The organism is Cupriavidus sp. FW305-3-2-15-C-LB2 (assembly GCF_058787575.1).
In genome coordinates this window covers 1-19,514 of sequence record NZ_JBYSZW010000031.1, presented here as the reverse complement: position 1 = coordinate 19,514, position 19,514 = coordinate 1, and the positions used below count along the sequence as shown (strand labels likewise).

Annotated in this window: 16 protein-coding genes; 11 read left to right on the top strand and 5 right to left on the bottom strand. The window is 67.7% G+C overall.

Annotation, left to right across the window (positions count from 1 at the left end; genetic code table 11):
- Positions 1-5: 5 nt before the first annotated feature.
- From AC3WRR_RS21380 to hutG, 11 genes are all read left to right on the top strand, one after another.
- Positions 6-1,013 carry an NAD-dependent epimerase/dehydratase family protein gene (locus AC3WRR_RS21380; protein WP_010814969.1) on the top strand — a complete coding sequence of 336 codons (1,008 nt, stop codon included), beginning with the start codon at positions 6-8 and terminating at the stop codon, positions 1,011-1,013.
- Positions 1,014-1,320: 307 nt separating this feature from the next.
- Complete coding sequence (locus AC3WRR_RS21375) at positions 1,321-2,289, top strand: ABC transporter substrate-binding protein (protein WP_037023534.1); 969 nt, start codon at positions 1,321-1,323, stop codon at positions 2,287-2,289.
- Between the two features lie 27 nt (positions 2,290-2,316).
- Positions 2,317-3,186 carry an ABC transporter permease gene (locus AC3WRR_RS21370; RefSeq protein ID WP_010814967.1) on the top strand — a complete coding sequence of 290 codons (870 nt, stop codon included), beginning with the start codon at positions 2,317-2,319 and terminating at the stop codon, positions 3,184-3,186.
- Positions 3,183-3,962 carry an ABC transporter ATP-binding protein gene (locus AC3WRR_RS21365; protein WP_010814966.1) on the top strand — a complete coding sequence of 260 codons (780 nt, stop codon included), beginning with the start codon at positions 3,183-3,185 and terminating at the stop codon, positions 3,960-3,962. Before AC3WRR_RS21370 ends, AC3WRR_RS21365 begins: the two co-directional genes overlap by 4 nt.
- A gap of 16 nt (positions 3,963-3,978) precedes the next feature.
- Positions 3,979-4,740 carry a histidine utilization transcriptional repressor HutC gene (gene hutC, locus AC3WRR_RS21360; RefSeq protein ID WP_010814965.1) on the top strand — a complete coding sequence of 254 codons (762 nt, stop codon included), beginning with the start codon at positions 3,979-3,981 and terminating at the stop codon, positions 4,738-4,740.
- Positions 4,741-4,804: 64 nt separating this feature from the next.
- A complete protein-coding gene (gene hutH, locus AC3WRR_RS21355; protein WP_010814964.1) occupies positions 4,805-6,382 on the top strand; it encodes a histidine ammonia-lyase in 1,578 nt (525 codons plus the stop codon).
- Positions 6,383-6,433: 51 nt separating this feature from the next.
- On the top strand, positions 6,434-8,134 hold the full coding sequence (hutU, locus tag AC3WRR_RS21350) for a urocanate hydratase (RefSeq protein ID WP_492298089.1): 1,701 nt from the start codon (positions 6,434-6,436) through the stop codon (positions 8,132-8,134).
- The gene (locus AC3WRR_RS21345) at positions 8,131-8,733 is read left to right on the top strand and encodes a HutD/Ves family protein (RefSeq protein ID WP_010814962.1); all 603 of its coding nucleotides are present in this window, start codon (positions 8,131-8,133) and stop codon (positions 8,731-8,733) included. Before hutU ends, AC3WRR_RS21345 begins: the two co-directional genes overlap by 4 nt.
- Positions 8,730-9,983, top strand: coding sequence for an imidazolonepropionase (gene hutI, locus AC3WRR_RS21340; protein ID WP_492298087.1), 1,254 nt, complete (start codon positions 8,730-8,732; stop codon positions 9,981-9,983). The genes AC3WRR_RS21345 and hutI overlap by 4 nt, the downstream gene beginning before the upstream one ends.
- Positions 9,980-11,386, top strand: coding sequence for a formimidoylglutamate deiminase (locus AC3WRR_RS21335; RefSeq protein ID WP_492298085.1), 1,407 nt, complete (start codon positions 9,980-9,982; stop codon positions 11,384-11,386). Before hutI ends, AC3WRR_RS21335 begins: the two co-directional genes overlap by 4 nt.
- 37 nt (positions 11,387-11,423) lie before the next feature.
- Complete coding sequence (hutG, locus tag AC3WRR_RS21330) at positions 11,424-12,236, top strand: N-formylglutamate deformylase (protein ID WP_492298084.1); 813 nt, start codon at positions 11,424-11,426, stop codon at positions 12,234-12,236.
- A gap of 42 nt (positions 12,237-12,278) precedes the next feature.
- On the opposite strand, the gene AC3WRR_RS21325 is transcribed toward hutG, so the two are convergent.
- The 5 genes from AC3WRR_RS21325 to aspT form a co-directional block, all read right to left on the bottom strand.
- Positions 12,279-13,187, bottom strand: coding sequence for an SMP-30/gluconolactonase/LRE family protein (locus AC3WRR_RS21325; RefSeq protein ID WP_010814958.1), 909 nt, complete (start codon positions 13,185-13,187; stop codon positions 12,279-12,281).
- A gap of 40 nt (positions 13,188-13,227) precedes the next feature.
- Complete coding sequence (locus AC3WRR_RS21320) at positions 13,228-14,601, bottom strand: GntT/GntP/DsdX family permease (protein ID WP_492298082.1); 1,374 nt, start codon at positions 14,599-14,601, stop codon at positions 13,228-13,230.
- 2 nt (positions 14,602-14,603) lie between these two features.
- Complete coding sequence (locus tag AC3WRR_RS21315) at positions 14,604-15,464, bottom strand: cytochrome b561 domain-containing protein (protein ID WP_492298080.1); 861 nt, start codon at positions 15,462-15,464, stop codon at positions 14,604-14,606.
- A gap of 568 nt (positions 15,465-16,032) precedes the next feature.
- Positions 16,033-17,658, bottom strand: coding sequence for a bifunctional aspartate transaminase/aspartate 4-decarboxylase (locus tag AC3WRR_RS21310; protein ID WP_492298078.1), 1,626 nt, complete (start codon positions 17,656-17,658; stop codon positions 16,033-16,035).
- A 94-nt stretch (positions 17,659-17,752) separates the two neighbouring features.
- Positions 17,753-19,438: an aspartate-alanine antiporter gene (gene aspT / locus AC3WRR_RS21305; RefSeq protein ID WP_492298076.1), complete on the bottom strand. Its 1,686-nt coding sequence runs from the start codon at positions 19,436-19,438 to the stop codon at positions 17,753-17,755.
- Between the last annotated feature and the right edge of the window lie 76 nt (positions 19,439-19,514).

Below are 19,514 nucleotides of genomic sequence, written 5' to 3'. Positions count from 1 at the left end.
GGTCTATGAGCCAAATTCTGTCGAAGCTGCAGCCCTCGCGCCTCCCACAAGTCCCGCGGCTGCCGGCGCCTTCGCGCCGGCTGGGCCGCCCGCGCCTGTTGATCGTCGGCTGCGGGGATGTGGGGACGCGCTGCCTGCGAATCCTGTCGTCGCGCATGCGTGTCTTTGCCGTGACCTCACAGCCGGCGCGCCGGGCTGAACTGCGCGCCGCCGGCGCGGTGCCGCTGGTGGCGGACCTGGACCGGCCGGCCACGCTGGCACGGCTGCATGGGCTGGCCACGCAGGTGCTGGACCTGGCGCCGCCGCCCGGGCAGGGCGAAGGCGATCCGCGCACGCGTGCCTTGCTCGCCGCCTTGCGCCGGGCGGCCTGGCGCAAGGCCAGGACGTCGGCCGGCATGCTTCCCGGCGAGCCCGCCATTCTACCCGACCGGGGCAGGCCCCGCGCTGCGTTTGTCTACGCCAGCACGTCGGGCGTGTACGGCGACCGGCAGGGCGCCCGGGTCTCGGAATTCCACGCCGTGCGGCCCCAGACCGCCCGCGCGCGCCGCCGCGTGGCCGCCGAGCAGGCAGTGCGCGGCTTCGGCCGCGATGCCGGCTGGCGTGCCAGCATCGTGCGCATCCCCGGCATTTATGCCGAAGACCGCCTGCCGCTGGCGCGCCTGCACCGCGGCACGCCCGCGCTGGTGCCGCAGGACGATGTCTACACCAGCCATATCCATGCCGACGACCTGGCGCGCACCATGGTCGCGGCGCTGTTCCGCGGCCGCGCGCAGCGCGTGGTCCATGCCAGCGACGACACCGAGCTGCGCATGGCCGATTACTTCGACCTGGTCGCGGACCGCCGCGGCCTGCCGCGCCCGCCGCGGATCACGCGTGGCGAGGCGCGTGAAGTGATCGACAAGACGCTGCTGAGCTTCATGAGCGAATCGCGCCGCCTTGACAACCGCCGCCTGAAACGCGAGCTGCGCCTGCGGCTGCGTTATCCCACCGTCACTTCCTTCTTCGACGCCTGACCACCTGGCCAATGGGCTCGTGCCGCTGGCACGGGGCTTGCTGCCCCTGTGCGTCGTTTTACTCCTGTCTATACAACAACACTTTCGCTGCCCCGGCCTGGTGCCGGCACCACCATCCGTGAACCGGACCGGTGCGAGGTCTGTTGAGAAATCTCCGCTGGAAAGCGCCTTTCAAGGTGTTTATCCGCCTGGATGCTTGGTGGAAGCCCTACGTTGACTTGTATATACAGGTACTGTTTAATGTCCGAAAACGAGCGCGGCCACACGCATGGCCTGCCGTCGACGGACACACCAAAGGAGCGTACAGATGAGGAATCACAGCAGGATTCGCGGTCGGATGGCAGTGCAGGCCGCGGTGCTGGTTGCGGCATTGGGGGCCGGTGCGGCCCAGGCGCAGAATGCCCAGGTCACGCTGGGCATGAGCGGCTGGACCGGTTTCGCGCCGCTGACGCTGGCCGACAAGGCCGGCATCTTCAAGAAGCATGGCGTGGACGTCGACATCAAGATGATCCCGCAGAAGGACCGCCACCTGGCGCTGGCCTCGGGCGCGATCCAGTGCGCGGCCACCACGGTGGAAACGCATGTGGCCTGGAACGCCAACGGCGTGCCCATCACCCAGATCGTGCAGCTCGACAAGTCCTACGGCGCCGACGGCCTGGCCGTGCGCAGCGACGTCAAGAGCTTTGCCGACCTGAAGGGCAAGACCATCGGCGTCGATGCGCCGGGCACCGCGCCGTATTTCGGCCTGGCCTGGATGCTGAAGAAGAACGGCATGACGCTCAAGGACATCAAGACCACCACGCTGTCGCCGCAGGCGGCCGCGCAGGCCTTCGTGGCCGGCCAGAACGACGGCGCCATGACCTATGAGCCGTATCTGTCGACGGTGCGCCAGAACCCGGACAAGGGCAAGATCCTGGCGACCACGCTCGACTACCCGATGGTGACCGATACGCTGGGCTGCGCGCCGAAGTGGCTTAAAGAGAATCCCAAGGCCGCGCAGGCGCTGGTCGACAGCTACTTCGAGGCCCTGGAGATGATCCGGAAGGAGCCGGCCAAGGCCAACGACATCATGGGCGCTGCGGTCAAGCAGACCGGCGAGCAGTTCGCCAAGTCCTCCGCCTACCTGCGCTGGCAGGACCGCGAGGCCAACCGCAAGTTCTTTGCCGGCGAGCTTGCCAGCTTCAGCAAGGAAGCTGCGGCGGTGCTGCTGGAAATCGGCGTGATCCGCCAGGTGCCGGACGTGACGGCGCTGTATGACGCGCGTTTCCTCAAGTAACCGACAGTCTTCAGGAGGCGTGACGTCATGACGCAAGCCAGACTTGGAACACCCGCCCCGGCCGCTGCCGCGGCGGTCCCTGCCGCAGCGGCGGCGCCGGTGCGCCGGCGCCACCCGTGGCTGGCCCCGCTGGTGCCGGTGGCGCCCAACACGCGCTGGATGCTGGGCCTGTCCTTCTTCGTGCTGTTCTTCGGCATCTGGGCCGTGGTAACGCTGGGCGGCTTCGTGCCGCGCACGTTCCTGGCCGATCCGATGACGATGGCCAAAGAGGGCTTCATCCTGTTCACCGAGCACAACTTCATCGGCGACATCGGCATGACCGTGTGGCGCGTGGTCGGCGGCTTCGTGCTGGCGGCGGTGCTGGCGGTGCCGCTGGGCATCTTCATGGGCGCGTACAAGGCGGCCGAGGCGTTCTTCGAGCCCTTCGTGTCGTTCTGCCGCTACCTGCCCGCGTCGGCCTTTATCCCGCTGCTGATCCTGTGGGCCGGCATCGGCGAGACCCAGAAGCTGCTGGTGATCTTCATCGGCTCGTTCTTTCAGATCGTGCTGATGGTGGCGGTGGCCGTCGGCGGCGCGCGCAAGGACCTGGTGGAGGCGGCCTACACGCTGGGCGCCAACAGCGCCGGCATCGTGCGGCGCGTGCTGATCCCCGGCGCCGCGCCCGAGATTGCCGAGATCCTGCGGCTGGTGCTGGGCTGGGCCTGGACCTACGTGATCGTGGCCGAGCTGATCGGCTCGTCGTCGGGCATCGGGCACATGATCACCGACAGCCAGGCGCTGCTCAATACCGGGCAGATCATCTTCGGCATCATCGTGATCGGCTGCATCGGCCTGGTCTCGGACCTTGTCTTCAAGCGCGCCAACCAGCGCCTGTTCCCGTGGAGTTCGATCCAATGAGCGCACTGTCCATCCAGCAGGTCTCGCGCACCTTCTCCAACCCGCGCGGCGGCCAGACCCTGGCGCTGCAGCCGGTCGACTTCGAGGTCCGCGACAATGACTTCGTCACCATCCTCGGGCCTTCGGGCTGCGGCAAGTCCACGCTGCTGCGCATCGTCGCGGGGCTGGATACGCCCTCCAGCGGCCGCGTGCTGCTGGACGGCCAGCCGGTGTCCGCCCCCGGCGCGGACCGCGGCATGGTGTTCCAGTCGTACACGCTGTTCCCGTGGCTGACGATCGAGCAGAACGTGCGCTTCGGCTTGCGCGAGCGCGGCATGAGCGCCGCCGAGCAGAAGGAGCGCAGCGACTTCTTTATCCAGCGTGTGGGACTGCGCGGCTTCGAGCACCATTTCCCCAAGCAGCTGTCGGGCGGCATGCAGCAGCGCACCGCGATTGCGCGCGCGCTGGCCAACGATCCCAAGATCCTGCTGCTCGACGAACCCTTCGGCGCGCTCGACAACCAGACCCGCGTGCTGATGCAGGAGTTGCTGCTGGGAATATGGGAGGCGTCGCGCAAGACGGTATTATTCGTGACCCATGATATCGACGAGGCCATTTTCATGGCCAACCGGGTGGCGGTGTTTTCTGCCAGGCCGGGTCGGATCAAGAGCGAGATCGCGGTGGATTTCCCGCATCCGCGCCATTACACCGTCAAGACCACTCCGGAGTTCTCCGCGCTCAAGGCGCGGCTGACCGAGGAGATCCGCGCCGAGGCCATGGCCTCGGCCGAGCACTAGGCATCCAACCAACGCCATGAACCACGCCGCCGGCACCGCCTCTTCCGCTTCTGCCTCTCCCACCGCGCTCTACCAGCAGGTGAAGGAGTACATTGCCCGCCAGATCCAGAGCGGCGCGTGGCAGCCGGGCGACCGGGTGCCGTCGGAGCAGGAGCTGGTGAACCGCTTCGGCGTCTCGCGCATGACCGTCAACCGGGCGCTGCGCGAGCTGCAGGAGCAGGGCCGGGTGGTGCGGGTTGCCGGCGTGGGCACCTTCGTGGCGGAGCACAAGCCGCAGTCGACGCTGCTGTCCGTGGTCAACCTGCAGGACGAGATCCGCATGCGCGGCCATGACTATGCCTGCGACGTGATCCTGGTGGAGCGTGTGTCGGCATCGATCGAGGTGGCCGCCGCGCTGGAGCTGCGCACCGGCGAGTCGGTGTACCACTCGGTCTGCGTGCATCGCGAGGACGGCGTGCCGGTGCAGCTGGAGGACCGCTACGTCAATGCGCGCGTGGCGCCGGACTTCATCAGCCAGGACTTCAGCGAGACCCAGCCCGGCGAATACCTGCTGCGCCATGTGCCCTACGATCAGGTAGAGCACGTGGTCGATGCCATTGCCGCGACGCCGGAGCAGGCCGCGCAACTGGAAATGCCGCCCACGCAACCTTGCCTGATGCTGACGCGCCGCACCTGGACCAACGGCGTGCCGGTGACCTTTGTGCGCTGCCTGCATCCGGGCAACCGCTACCGCCTCGGCAGCCGCTTCCGCGCCGACGGCAACCCTGCTTTCGGCTGAATCCACAGGATCCGGCCGCATGGTTCAACTTTTTACTCTAAGCTGTATAGACAGGAACATACAAATGAGCGCCAGCCAACACGACGACCAAGCTTCCCGCCCGCTGCTGACCCTGCAGCCGGGCCAAGTCACCCTGGCCGACCTGCGCCGCATCTACCGCGGCGAAGTGCGCCTGGCCATGGCCGAATCGGCCTGGGCCGGCGTGCGCGCCGCGCAGGCCACGGTGCAGGACATCATCGACGCCGATGCCGTGGTCTACGGCATCAATACCGGCTTCGGCAAGCTGGCGCAGACCCGCATCCCCAATGACAAGCTGGCGCAGCTGCAGCGCAACCTGGTGCTGTCGCACAGCGTCGGCACCGGCCCGGACCTGGCCGAAGACACGGTGCGCCTGATCCTGGCGATCAAGGCCGTGAGTCTGGCGCGCGGCCATTCGGGTGTGCGCCCGGAACTGATCGAGGCGCTGCTGGCGCTGGCCAACCACGGCGTGACGCCGTGCATCCCGGCCAAGGGGTCGGTCGGCGCCTCGGGCGACCTGGCGCCGCTGGCGCATATGTCGTGCACGCTGATCGGCGTGGGCGACGTGCTGGTCGACGGCAAGCGCGTGCCCGCCGCCGAGGGCCTGGCGCACGCCGGCCTGCAGGCCTTCGAGCTGGGCCCCAAGGAAGGCCTGGCGCTGCTCAACGGCACCCAGGTGTCGACCGCGCTGGCGCTGGCCGGCCTGTTCGCCGCCGAAGACGCCTTTGCCGCCGGACTGGTGGCGGGCGCGCTGTCGCTGGAAGCGATCAAGGGCTCGGTCAAGCCGTTCGACGCCCGCATCCATGAGGCGCGCGGCCAGGCCGGCCAGATCGCCGTGGCCGGCGCCGTGCGCGCGATGCTGGACGGCAGCGAGATCGTCGACTCGCACAAGACCTGCGGCCGCGTGCAGGACCCGTACTCGATCCGCTGCCAGCCGCAGGTGATGGGCGCGTGCCTGGACAACCTGCAGCACGCCGCGCGCATCCTGCAGATCGAGTCCAACGCCGCCTCGGACAACCCGCTGGTGTTCTCCGCGCAGGGCGACGTGGTCTCGGGCGGCAACTTCCACGCCGAGCCGGTGGCATTTGCCGCCGACATCATCGCGCTGGCGATTGCCGAGATCGGCGCGATTTCCGAACGCCGCCTGGCGCTGCTGCTCGATACCGGGCTGTCGGGCCTGCCGCCGTTCCTGGTGCGCGACGGCGGCCTGAACTCGGGCTTCATGATTGCGCAGGTAACCGCGGCCGCGCTGGCCTCCGAGAACAAGGCGCTGGCGCATCCGTCCAGCGTCGACAGCCTGCCGACCTCGGCCAACCAGGAAGACCATGTGTCGATGGCCACCTACGGTGCGCGCCGCCTGGGCGAGATGGCCGCCAACACCGCAGTCGTGGTCGGCATCGAGGCCATGGCCGCGGCGCAGGGCATCGAGTTCCACCGCCCGCTGAAGTCGTCGCCGCTGGTGGAGCAGGAACTGGCCCGCATCCGTGCGCGCGTGGCCTTTGTCGAAGAGGACCGCTACCTGGCACCGGATATCGAAGCGATGAAGCAATGGGTGGTGCAGGGCGATGCCGGCGCCGGCTGGCCCGATGCCGTGCGCGCGATCCTGCCGACCAACCTGTCGTAACGCGCCCCGCGCCGACACTGCCAGACCAGACCCGCAGCAGGAGAACAAGACATGAACGCCAACGAAAACCAATTCATCCAGCGCGGCCAGCGCGAAATCCGCGCCCCGCGCGGCAGCCAGCTGCACTGCAAGAACTGGCTGATCGAAGCCGCCTACCGCATGATCCAGAACAACCTCGACCCGGACGTGGCCGAGCGTCCGCAGGACCTGGTGGTCTACGGCGGTATTGGCAAGGCGGCGCGCAACTGGGAGTGCTTCGACGCCATCCTGGACAGCCTGCGCCGCCTGGGTGAGGACGAGTCGCTGCTGGTGCAGTCGGGCAAGCCGGTGGGCGTGTTCCGCACCCATGCCGATGCGCCGCGCGTGCTGATCGCCAACTCCAACCTGGTGCCGCACTGGGCCAACTGGGACAAGTTCAACGAGCTGGACCGCGCCGGCCTGATGATGTACGGCCAGATGACGGCGGGCTCGTGGATCTACATCGGCACGCAGGGCATCGTGCAGGGCACCTACGAGACCTTTGTCGAGGCCGGCCGCCAGCACTACAACGGCGACCTGTCGGGCAAGTGGATCCTGACCGCCGGCCTGGGCGGCATGGGCGGCGCGCAGCCGCTGGCGGGCGTGCTCGCCGGCGCCTGCGTGCTGGCGATCGAGTGCCAGGAGTCGCGCATCGATTTCCGCCTGCGCACGCGTTATGTCGACAAGAAGGCCACCACGCTGGATGAAGCGCTGGCGATGATCGCCGAGGCCACGCAGAAGAGGGAAGCGATCTCGGTCGGCCTGCTCGGCAACGCCGCCGAGATCCTGCCGGAACTGGTCAAGCGCGCGCAGGCCGGCGGCATGCGCCCGGACATCGTTACCGACCAGACCTCGGCGCACGACCTGGTCAACGGCTACCTGCCGGCCGGTTGGACCGTCGCTCAATGGGAAGCGGCGCGCACGCAGGATCCCAAGTCGGTGGAAGCCGCCGCGCGCCCATCCATCGTCAAGCACGTGCAGGCCATGCTCGACTTCCAGAAGATGGGCGTGCCGACGGTCGACTATGGCAACAATATCCGCCAGGTCGCGTTCGACGAGGGCGTGAAGAACGCCTTTGATTTCCCGGGCTTCGTGCCGGCCTATATCCGTCCGCTGTTCTGCCGCGGCAAGGGCCCGTTCCGCTGGGTCGCGCTGTCGGGCGATCCGGAAGATATCTACAAGACCGATGCCAAGATGAAGGAGCTGTTCCCCGAGGACAAGCACCTGCACCGCTGGCTCGACATGGCGCACGACCGCATCGCCTTCCAGGGCCTGCCCGCGCGCATCTGCTGGGTGGGGCTGGATGAACGCCACCGCGCCGGCCTGGCCTTCAACGAGATGGTCAAGTCGGGCGAGCTGAAGGCGCCGGTGGTGATCGGCCGCGATCACCTGGACTGCGGCTCGGTGGCTTCGCCCAACCGCGAGACCGAGGCCATGCGCGACGGCTCGGATGCGGTGTCGGACTGGCCGCTGCTCAACGCGCTGCTGAACACCGCGGGCGGCGCCACCTGGGTCAGCCTGCACCACGGCGGCGGCGTCGGCATGGGCTTCTCGCAGCATTCGGGCGTGGTGATCGTGTGCGACGGCACCGATGCCGCGGCCAGGCGCATCGAGCGCGTGCTGTGGAACGACCCGGCCACCGGCGTGATGCGCCATGCGGACGCGGGCTATGACATCGCCATCGAATGCGCGCACGAGAAGGGCCTGAACCTGCCGATGGTGAAGGGCGCATGAGCCTGACGCTATTTCAACGGTTCGCGCTGGCCGAGATCGCGCCCACGCGCTGGAAGAACGGCGGCGGCAACACGCGCGAGATCGCGGTGTGGCCGCCGGGCGCCGGCATGGATGACTTCATGTGGCGCCTGAGCGTGGCCGATATCGGGCAGGACGGGCCGTTCTCGGCGTTTCCCGGCATCGATCGCCAGATCGTGCTGCTGGAGGGCGCCGGCGTGACGCTGCGTGCGGACGACGCCAGCTTCAGCCATCGCCTTGACCATATCGGCGAGCCGTTCGCCTTCTCCGGCGATACCAGCCTGCAGGCGACGCTGATCGACGGCGTCACGCGCGACTTCAACGTGATGACGCGGCGCGGCCACTGCCGCGCGCGCGTCGAGGTGTTCCGGCAGGGGTTCGTGCCTGGCACCGGCGGCCATGCCGTCTGCCTGCTGGCCGTCAGCGGCGCATGGCAGGCGCAGGATGCCGGCCTGCTGCTGCAAGCGGGCGAAGGAGCGCTCTGCGGCGCTGCGGAACCCCCATCCACGCCATCGTTTGAACCTGTGGGTGACGCGGCCCTGTGCCTGTGCGTCACCCTTGAGACGGAGCCCGGTCAATGACGCTGCCCTCTGTATCGTCCGCGCCCAGCGCGGACGGCGTCTGGCACAACTGCCACCTGCTGCCCGATGCCGATCCGGCGCACGCGATCCGCGATGCCGCGCTGGTGGTGGAGCATGGGCGCATCGCCTGGCTGGGTGCCACGGCGGACCTGCCGGATGCCTATCGCGGCGCGGCGCGCCATGATGCACACGGGGCATGGATCACGCCCGGGCTGGTCGACTGCCATACGCACCTGGTCTACGGCGGCCAGCGCGCCGACGAGTTCGCGATGCGGCTGGCCGGCGCCGGCTACGAAGAGATTGCGCGCGCCGGCGGCGGCATCGTCTCGACCGTGCGCGCCACGCGTGTCGCAGATGAAGACACGCTGTTTGCCCAGGCCGCCGCGCGCCTGCAGCCGCTGCTGGCCGAGGGCGTCACCGCCATCGAGATCAAGTCGGGCTACGGGCTGAGCCTGGAAGCCGAGCGCAAGCAGCTGCGCGTGGCGCGCCGGCTTGGCGAGCACTTCGGGATTTCGGTCTACACGACCTTCCTGGGCGCGCACGCATTGCCGCCGGAGTACGCGGGCCGTGCCGACGACTATATCGACCTGGTCTGCAACACCATGCTGCCGGCACTGGCCGGGGAAGGACTGGTCGACGCCGTCGATGCCTTCTGCGAATCGATCGGTTTCTCGATTGCACAGACCGGGCGCGTGTTCGAGGCGGCGGCGCGCCATGGCGTGCGCGTCAAGCTGCATGCCGAGCAACTGAGCAACCTCGGCGGCGCCGCGCTCGCCGCTCGCCACCGCGCCTTGTCCGCCGATCACCTCGAGCATCTCGACGAGGCCGGCGTCGCGGCGATGGCGGAGGCCGGCACGGTGGCGGTGCTGCTGCCCGGCGCCTACTACTTCCTGCGCGACACCAACCTGCCGCCGATCGCGCTGCTACGCCAGTACGGCGTGCCGATGGCAATCTCGACCGATCACAATCCGGGTACGTCGCCGGTCACTTCGCTGCTGCTGATGATGAATATGGCCTGCACCCTGTTCCGCCTGACCGTGCCCGAAGCGCTTGCCGGCGTGACCGTGCACGCCGCGCGTGCGCTGGGCGCATCGGATCGCCACGGGCGGCTGGAAGCAGGGCGCGTGGCCGACTTCGCGCTGTGGCGCATCGATTCGCCCGCCGAGCTGGCGTACTGGTTCGGCCGCAACCCGGTCGCGACGGTGGTGCGGCAAGGGCGTGTGCATGCGCACGAAGGAGCCTCGGCATGAGTGGCTCGCAACTCTTCGCTCCGTTTGCGCTGCTGCCGGCCGGCTGGGCGCGCGATGTGCTGCTGGCCTGGGATGAGCAGGGCCGCTTCACCACCGTGCAGCCCGGCACGGAGCCAGCTGCAGGCGTGCCGCATGCGGCCGGTCCCGTGCTGCCCGGCATGCCCAACCTGCACTCGCATGCGTTCCAGCGCGGCTTTGCCGGCCTGACGGAATTCCGCAGCCGCCCGCAGGGCGACGATCCGGCGGGTGCCGATTCATTCTGGAGCTGGCGCACGCTGATGTACCGCTTCGCGCAGCGGCTCTCGCCCGACACGCTGGAGGCCATCGCCACCCAGCTCTATATCGAGATGCTGCGTGCGGGCTACACCAGCGTGTGCGAGTTCCACTACGTCCATCACGATGCCGGCGGCACGCCCTATGCCGATGCCGCCGAGATGTCGCTGCGGCTGCTGCGCGCGGCCCAGCGTACTGGCATCGGCATGACGCTGCTGCCGGTGCTGTACCAGACCGCCGGCTTTGGCGGCAAGCCGCCGCTGGCCGAGCAGCGCCGCTTCCTGCACGACACCGACGCGATGCTGCGGCTGCTGGAACGGCTGGCCCCCGCGTGCGCGCAGTCCGGCGCGAGGCTGGGGCTGGCACCGCACTCGCTGCGCGCGGTGCCGGAGGAAAGCCTCGCCCACGCACTGGCGGGACTGCAGGCGATCGACCCGCAGGCGCCCATCCATATCCATATCGCCGAGCAGCAGAAAGAGGTCGACGATTGCATCGCGTGGTCGGGCACGCGCCCGGTGACCTGGCTGTTCGACCATGTAGAGGTCGACGCGCGCTGGTGCCTGGTGCACGCCACCCATATGGACTGGGACGAGCGCCGGCGCCTGGCGCACAGCGGCGCGGTGGCCGGCATCTGCCCGACCACCGAGGCCAACCTGGGCGACGGCGTGTTCGAGGCCGCGCCCTACCTGGCGCAGCAGGGCGCATGGGGCATCGGCTCCGACAGCCATGCCAGCGTCAGCGTGGCCGAGGAGCTGCGCTTGTTCGAATACGGCCAGCGGCTCGGCCTGCAGCGGCGCAATGTGCTGGCCTCCGACACGCATGCACAGGTGGCCGACCGGCTGTATCTCGAAGCCGTGGCTGGCGGCACGCGTGCCAGCGGCCGCGCCGTGGCGGGGCTTGTGCCAGGCCAGCAGGCCGATTTCGTGGTGCTGGATGGCGCCCATCCGACGCTGGCGGGCCTCGACGGGCCGCAGGCGCTGGCCACGCATGTGTTTGCCTGTCATGGTCATGAGACACTAGCGGATGTCCGCACCGCCGGGCGCAGCCGCGTGCAGCATGGCGCGCATCCGCTGCAGGCGGATGCGGGGCGCCTGTTCATCGCGGCGCGCGCCAGCCTGCTGGCCGACTGACTGAAACCGGGCGCACGCCCACTGCATCGCAAAGACAATGTCCTTCTCCACCGATACCCCCGCCTTCACCCTGCATCGCGGCACGCGCCCGTTGCTGGTATCGATGCCGCACGTCGGCACGCACCTGCCGGCTTCGGTCTCGCAGCGCCTGACGGCCGAAGCGCGCACCGTGCCCGACACCGACTGGCACCTGGAACGCCTCTACAGCTTCGCGCGCGAGCTGGGTGCGTCGGTGCTGGTGGCCACGCATTCGCGCTACGTGGTCGACCTGAACCGACCGCCCGATAACGCCAACCTGTATCCCGGCCAGGACACCACGGGCTTGTGCCCGGTCGACACCTTCGACAAGACGCCGCTGTACGTCGACGGCAACGGCCCCGACGATGCCGAAATCGCCGCGCGCCGCGATGCGATCTGGCGCCCGTACCACCAGGCGCTGGCCGCGGAACTGGCCCGCCTGAAGGCGGAGCACGGCACCATCGCGCTGTGGGATGCGCATTCGATCCGCTCGGTGCTGCCGCGCTTCTTCGAAGGCAGGCTGCCCGACTTCAACCTCGGCACGGCCAACGGCGAGAGCTGCGACGCGTCGCTTGCGGATCAGCTGCTTGAGCAGGCTGGCGCGGTGGCCGGCCATACCGCGGTGCTCAACGGGCGCTTCAAGGGCGGCTATATCACGCGCCAATACGGCAAGCCGCAGGACGGCGTGCATGCGGTGCAGCTCGAGCTGTCGCAAGTCGCCTACATGAGCGAGACGTATCCGTTCGCCTACGACGAGGCGCGTGCGGCGGCGTTGCAGCCGGCTTTGCGAGGGATGCTGGCGACGGTGCTGGAGTTCGTCGAAACGCGCTAAGGCGCTGGCGCGGCACGATGGCTGCCGCGCAGCGCTGCCAGCTCACGTCAAGCGCTGACCAAGCCGCAGGCGGTAGAGCGAAGTGCTGGCGGCGATGAACAAGGCATCGCCCTCGGCGCCGCCGAAAACGAGGTTGCCGACCTTCTCCGGCACGGGAATATGCGCAAGCCGCGTCCCGTCCGGATGGAAAACCTGCACGCCGCTGGCGCTGCTGGTAAAGAGCCATCCGCGCCGGTCCACGCGAAATCCGTCCGGCAGTCCGGGCGCGATGACGGCGAAGACCCGCGGGTTGGCCAGCACCCTTCCCGCAACGACGTCGAAGGCGACGATATGGTGATGACCATCGTCGCGCAATGCCGCCGAGGTATCGGAGACATAAAGCACGTCTTCATCGGGCGAGAATGCCAGCCCGTTCGGCTCCTCGATCAAGTCGCTGGCGACTTCCAGCGCACCGACGGCGGGATCGTAGCGAAACACATAGTTGTGTCGCAGCTCGGGATCGGCCCGGTGGCCTTCGCGGTCCGACAGGATCCCATACGGCGGATCGGTGAACCACAAGGTGCCATCGCGCTTGACCACGATGTCATTGGGCGAATTCAGGCGCCGCCCCTGATAGTGGCTGACGACCAGTTCGTCCTCGCCAAGGCGGGCACCGCTGCGATGCGTCCGCACGATGGCCCGCTTTCCGTGCGAGCAATGCAGCAGCGAGCCGTCCGCCTCCAGTGCGTGGCCGTTGGTGAACCCGGCGCCCGTACGCCAGACCGACATGCCATCCGCGGCGCTCCAGCGCAGGATGCGGTCGTTGGGGATGTCGCTCCACAGCACCGCATCCTCGTCGGGCAACCACACCGGCCCCTCGCTCCAGGTTGCCCTGCATGCCAGTTGCTCGAGCCGTTCGCCCGCCAGCGGCAGCTCGCGTGCGCGCTCATCGAATATCCGGACTGTATCCATGGTCTTCCTTTATCCCGTTGCAAAGACACCCAAGCAGTCTTTACACGAACTGCCACAGCAAGAGGATCAGGCCAAGGGCTGCGCTACCGGCAAGCGTCGTCAGCACCGTCCAGCTCCTTAGTCCATCGCCGACGCTCAGGCCCAGCATCCGGGTCACGATCCAGAAGCCCGCATCGTTGACGTGGGAGACCGCCATGCCGCCCGCGCCCATCGCCAGGCCGATCAGGGCCAGATGGTTGGGACCGGGCGAAGCCTGCGCGACCAGCGGGGCGATGATGCCGGCCGTGGTCATCAGCGCCACGGTGGTGGGCCCCTGTGCCGCGCGCAACAGCATCGCCAGCAGGAACGCGAGGACGGCCAGCGGCAGACCCGAAGACTGCAGCGACGTCGCCAGCGCGGGGCCGATTCCGGTCGACACCAGGATCTTGGCGAAAGCGCCGCCGGCGCCGGTGATCAGGATCACCACCGATACGGTCGGGATGGCGGCGCCGGCCACCTCGGACACCGTCGCCAGCGGCGCGCCGCGACGGGTGCCCAGCAGGTAGGCACAGAGCATCAGGCCCAGCAACAGCGCGACGTACGGGATGCCGAGAAACATCAGCGCCGAGCGCCCGAAGAAGCCTTGCGGCAACAGCACCTGGGCCAGCGTCCCGGCCAGGATCAGCACGATCGGCAGCGCGATCAGCCCGGCGACGAGACGGGCGCCCGGCGGCGCACCGCTGCCCAGGCTGGCGGATGCCGCGTGGACCTTTGGGGCGCTGCCTGTGGCCTGGCCCACTTCGGCGGCGATATCGGCTGCCATATGGAACGGCCGCCTGGTCAGTCGCCGCGATGCCAGGAAAGTCATCAGGCCAGTGACCAGCGCGACCGGCAGGCCGATCAGCAGCAGGCGGCCGATCTCGATGCCGAGTTCCCCGGCCACTGCCACCATGCCCGGGTGCGGCGGCAGCAGGGCATGCACCACCAGCAACACGGCGCACACCGGCAGGCCAATCACCACCAGCGGAATGCCGCGGGTGCGCGTGAGCCCGTAGACCAGCGGCATCAGCATCATGACGCCGACTTCAAAGAACACCGGAATGCCGACGCCGAATGCGGTACAGGCCATGGCCAGCGGCACGCGTTTGTCGCCGAAGCGCTCGATCAACCGGTTGGCCAGCACCTGCGCGCCGCCCGACAATTCAATCATGCGTCCGATCATCGCGCCGAAGGCGATGATCACGGCGACATGGCCCAGGGTCTTGCCCAGGCCGCCTTCCACCGCATCGGCAATCTGGCTCACCGGTACGCCGGCCACGACGGCGACGCCCGTGGCCACCAGGATCAGTGCCAGGAAGGGGTGCAGCTTTGCGATCAGGATCAGGGCGAGCAACAGCAGGATCGCTGCCGCACCGCCGAATATCAGTATTGCCACGTCTAATCCTTGTGTTCAGCCGGCCACGCCTGCGGCCGGTGCGTGCCGGACGACAATGCCGGCTGTGAGGGAAAGCTGGTGATGCCCCAGCCGATGGGCCGTCGTCGATTGCCCGGGTGCCTGGGATCGGGGCCCCAGATCGCCTGATACGTGTCGATGCAGAAGCCCGCGCGCTGCAATGCCAGCGCGAGCGCCGCCAGCGTCAGCCACCAGGCGCCCAGCAGCAGCGGCATCCAGCGCGGCGCATCGGCCAGCGCGAGGCCGATGCCGATGGTTGCGATGGCAAGCGGCAGCGAACTCCAGCCAATGACTTTGTGCAGCCACTCGAACACCACCCGGCGCGCGCTCATGTCGTAGTGGTCGCCGCGCAGGCAGTTGCTGGTGGGCCCGCCCTTGCTGCCGCGCAACAGCCCGCCGCCCACCTGCAGCGCGGCGCAGGCTACCAGTGCCCAGCCGCCGAGGTGGTGCCAGCGCGCCAGCGTATCGGGCATGCCGCCGCCGTGGCCCAGGACCAGCAGCACGCCCACCGACATCAGCGCAACGCCGCTGCCCTGCATCCACAAGTGGGCGCGCCACCAGGTCTTGCGATCGAGCACGGCAGGCCAGGCTTGCGACGGCGTCACCTTGAAGAAGCGGGCGACCAGGATGCCGAGCGGCAGCAATAGTCCCCAGCTGAGCACCATCAGGCGCCCATGCCAGGCTACCCAGGGCACGACGTGGTGCGCGGCGGCGGTACCGGAAATCGGGCGGCTCAGCCATTGCGCGGGCCAGCCGGGCGCGGCCCGCGCGCCGAGAATGCAGAGGCAAAGCGTGAGGCCGAGCGGCAATATCCGGCGCACGGCCGCGGGAAGCGCAGGTGGCATTTCCGATCTCCTGATGCGCGGAGAATTCCTTTGAATGGGACAGAGGGTGGATAGCGGTGGCGAGGTTTCGCTATACCGGGATCGCCCGCGTGCTGGCGACACGCTGTGGCCGGTGTTGTGCCGTCACCCTTGTCTGGCGGGACGGGCGCAGCTAGATGGCGGTTGCGGCGGCCAGCAACGGCGCCGCGTGTGATACGCCTGAACTGAGTGGGACAGCAGCTTGCATGACCGAATGTCTCCATCCGCCCTTTCAAAGGGCGGTGATCTTATTGGAATGGGTAATTGGCGGCGCCGCGCAACCAGAATGCGGCTTGAGCCTGCTGCAGAGCCAATGGCCTGCGCGCAGGAAAGTGGAGACAACTATAGCAATGGCTGGAATATGCTTCTAATCAAATGATCGAATCTCCGATTTACCTCAGGTTATCGCTTGGGGATTCTGGAAAACGTTGCGGTGTCATCGGGCGCAGGATCCGCTTGAGGGTTTGATCGCATCTCGGCCCCGGCATAACGCAACACTGAACAAAAAAGCCCGGCCTGAAGCCGGGCTGCGAGCCACGCCAGCGAAGGCCTATTTCTTCACGACATTCTTGTCGGCCTTGCTCCCCGTCGCCGCGTTGTACTTCTCCACATACGCTTCGAACAACTTGCGGATCGAGCGCCCGATCTTGGCATAGTCAGCTTCATTCAGGTTGGCCAGCGACACCCGCCCTGACGGGTGGCGCGTGCCGAAGCCGCGGCCCGGCAGCAGCACCACGCCTGCCTCATCGGCCAGCTGGAACAGCAATTCGTTCGGCTCGACCGAGTTCATCACCCATTTGACGAAGTCCGGACCGATCGCCTTGCCGCCCAGCTGCTCGATATCGAGCAGCGTGTAGTAGTCCACGGCATTCGGGTCGTCGCTTTCCGGCGCGATGCCGATCTCGCGGTACAGCGCGGCCTTGCGGCTGCGGATCAGCCGCTTCATCGCGTTCTTGTAGTTGTCCGGCGTATCCATCAGCGAGAACAGCGAGAACAGCACCATCTGCACCTGCTGCGGGGTCGACAGGCCGGCCGTGTGGTTCAGCGCCACCGTGCGGCTGTCGGCCACCAGGCGGTCGATGAACTTGAGCTTCTGCGGCTCGGTGGTGATCGAGCTGTAGCGCTGGTTCAGCTGCTGGCGTTGCACGTCGGGCAGCTTGCCGAGCTGCAGGTCGAAGATATTGTCGCGGTGCGTGGCGATCACGCCCAGGCGCCAGCCGGTCGCGCCGAAGTACTTGGAGAACGAGTACACCAGGATGGTGTTCTTCGGGCACATCGCGAACAGCGAGACGAAGTTGTCGGCAAAGGTGCCGTAGACGTCGTCGGTCAGGATGATCAGGTCCGGGCGCTCCTTGACGATCGAGGCCAGGTACTCCAGGCTTTCGTCGCTCATGCGCACTGAGGGCGGGTTGCTCGGGTTGACCAGGAAGAAGGCCTTGACCTTGGGGTCGCGCAGCTTGTCGAGCTCCTTCTTCGAATACTGCCAGTGCGACTCTGGATCGGCATTGACCGACACTTCCACCAGCTGGTAGTCGTTCAGTTCCGGGATCTCGATATACGGCGTGAAGATCGGCATGCCCAGCGCGATGGTGTCGCCGGCCGTGAGCAGGTGGTTCTCGCGAATGGACTTGAACAGGTAGGTCATCGCCGCGGTGCCGCCTTCAACCGCGAACAGGTCGAAATCGCCGATGAACGGATGGTCGCCGATCATTTCCTTGCGGATGTACTGGCCGACCACGACCTCAGACAGCTTCAGCATGCGGTCCGGCACCGGGTAGTTGCAGGCCAGGATGCCTTCGCACATTTCATAGAGGAAATCACCCGCGCTCAGGCCGAGCTGGTCGCGCACATACGACACCGCTCCGGCGAGGAACTTCACCCCCGGGGTGTCGGCAAACTCGCGCGCAAACAGGTTGAAGCGTTCCTCGATGCCTTCGCGGCGTGGGAAACCGCCCACGCCCTCGGGCATGTAGGAGAACGAGCGCTCGGACTCGCGCATGGCAAACAGGCCCAGTTGCCAGAAGCCGTGGCGCGGCACGGTGGCGAGGAAGTTGGGATTGCCGCGGCCGGCGTTCAGCATCAGGCGTTCCGCGTCGCTGCTGGCCAGCTTGATCAGCTCGTCCTTCAGCTCGAAGGGGGAGAGGCTGGACAGCTTGGAGATATCGAACTTGCTCATGGCTTGCTCCTGTGTGGACGCTTGTCGGTAGGGCTGGCGGGCCGGTGGAGAGGGAATGCCCGCGCAGCAGGAGGGATATCGAAGGAAACGCGCGCTAGACGAGCCCGACCACCAGTGGTCCCAGCAGCGTCAGCAGCACGTTGGCCAGGGCATAGGTGATGGCGAACGGCACCGTCGGCACCGGGCTTTCGGCCTTGTCCAGGATGCCGCCGAAGGCCGGGTTGGCGCTGCGCGAGCCTGACAGCGCGCCAGCCAGCACGGCGGCGTTGTCGTACTTCAGCACGTAGCGGCCGAACAGCATGGTCAGGAACAGCGGCAGCAGCGTCACCACCGCGCCCAGCAGGAAGATGGTCAGGCCGCTCTGGCGCAGCGTGGTCACCGCCTGCAGGCCGGAGTTGATGCCGACGATGGCCACGAACGCGGCCAGGCCGAAGTCCTTCAGCAGCTGGCAGGCCGCGGTCGGCATCGCTCCGTACATCTTGTGCTTGGACCGCGCCCAGCCAAACACCAGGCCCGACAGCAGCGCGCCGCCGCCGGCGCCGAGCGTCAGCGGGATCGCACTCACGCGCCACACCAGCAGGCCGATCAGCAGGCCCACCAGCACGCCGGCGCCGAAGTAGACGAAGTCCGTCTTCTCGCTGGGCACCAGCTCATAGCCGGCGATCTCGGCGGCACGCTTGGTGTCGGCGGGGGTGCCGTAGAGCGTGATGATGTCGCCGTGCTGCAGCTTGAGGTCCGGCAGCAGTGGCAGCGGATGGTCGAAGCGCTCGATACGCTCGATGTACACGCCGTGGCGCACGTCGCGGCCGACCGTGTCGACGATCTCGGCCACGGTCATGTTGTTCATGCCCTTGGCCGTGAACACCAGGTTGCGCGACTGCATCACCACGCCCATGCCCTCGGCATCGGCCACTTCCTCGCCGATTTGCGCGGCAGTCGGCACCATGGCATCGCGCCGGCCCACCAGCAGCACCAGGTCGTCGGCCTGCAGCACCAGGTCCTGCTTGACGTCCAGCGGCTTGCCGCCACGCTGCACCTTTTCCACGGTGACCAGGTCCTCGCCGCCGATCTCGATCTGCGACACGGTCTTGCCGGCCGCACCCGTCACGCGGAAGATCCGGCCCACCAGGCGCGGCAGGGCGCCGCGCTGGCCCGGCCCGTACTGCGGCAGGCCGCCGCTGAGCTGGGCTTCCATCTTCTTGGCGTCGGTCTTCAGGTCCGACTTCATGAAGCGCGGCAGGATATTCACGCACACGATGATCGCGCCCAGCGAGCCGAACACATAGGTCACGGCATAGCCGATCGCCACATTGGCCTGCAGCGTCTTGACCTGGTCGGGCGGCAAGCCCAGCTTGGTGATGGCATCACCCGCAGTGCCGATGATCGCCGACTGGGTCATGCCGCCGGCGGCCAGGCCAGCGGCCAGGCCCTTGTCGAGGTGGAACAGCCTGGCCAGCACCACCACCGTGACCAGGCCGCACACCGCCATGAACACCGCCATGGCGATCTCGCGCAGCGAGCCGCGGTTCAGCGAGTTGAAGAACTGCGGACCGCTTTCATAGCCCACCGCGTAGATGAACACCGCGAACATCACGGCCTTGACGCCGTTGTCGATCTCGACGCCGACCTGGCTGATCACCACCGCGGCGAGCAGCGAGCCAGCCACGCCGCCTAGCTGGAAGCGCCCGAAGGTGATCTTGCCGATGGCGTAGCCGACCGACAGCGTAAGGAACAGCGCCGATTCGGGCGACTTCTGGAAAATCTCATGCAACCATTCCATCGAAGGCTCCTGAAGCGAGTGATGCGGGTTGGGTGAGTCGTTGCATCGGATTGCGGGGGTGGGGGAAATTCAGGGC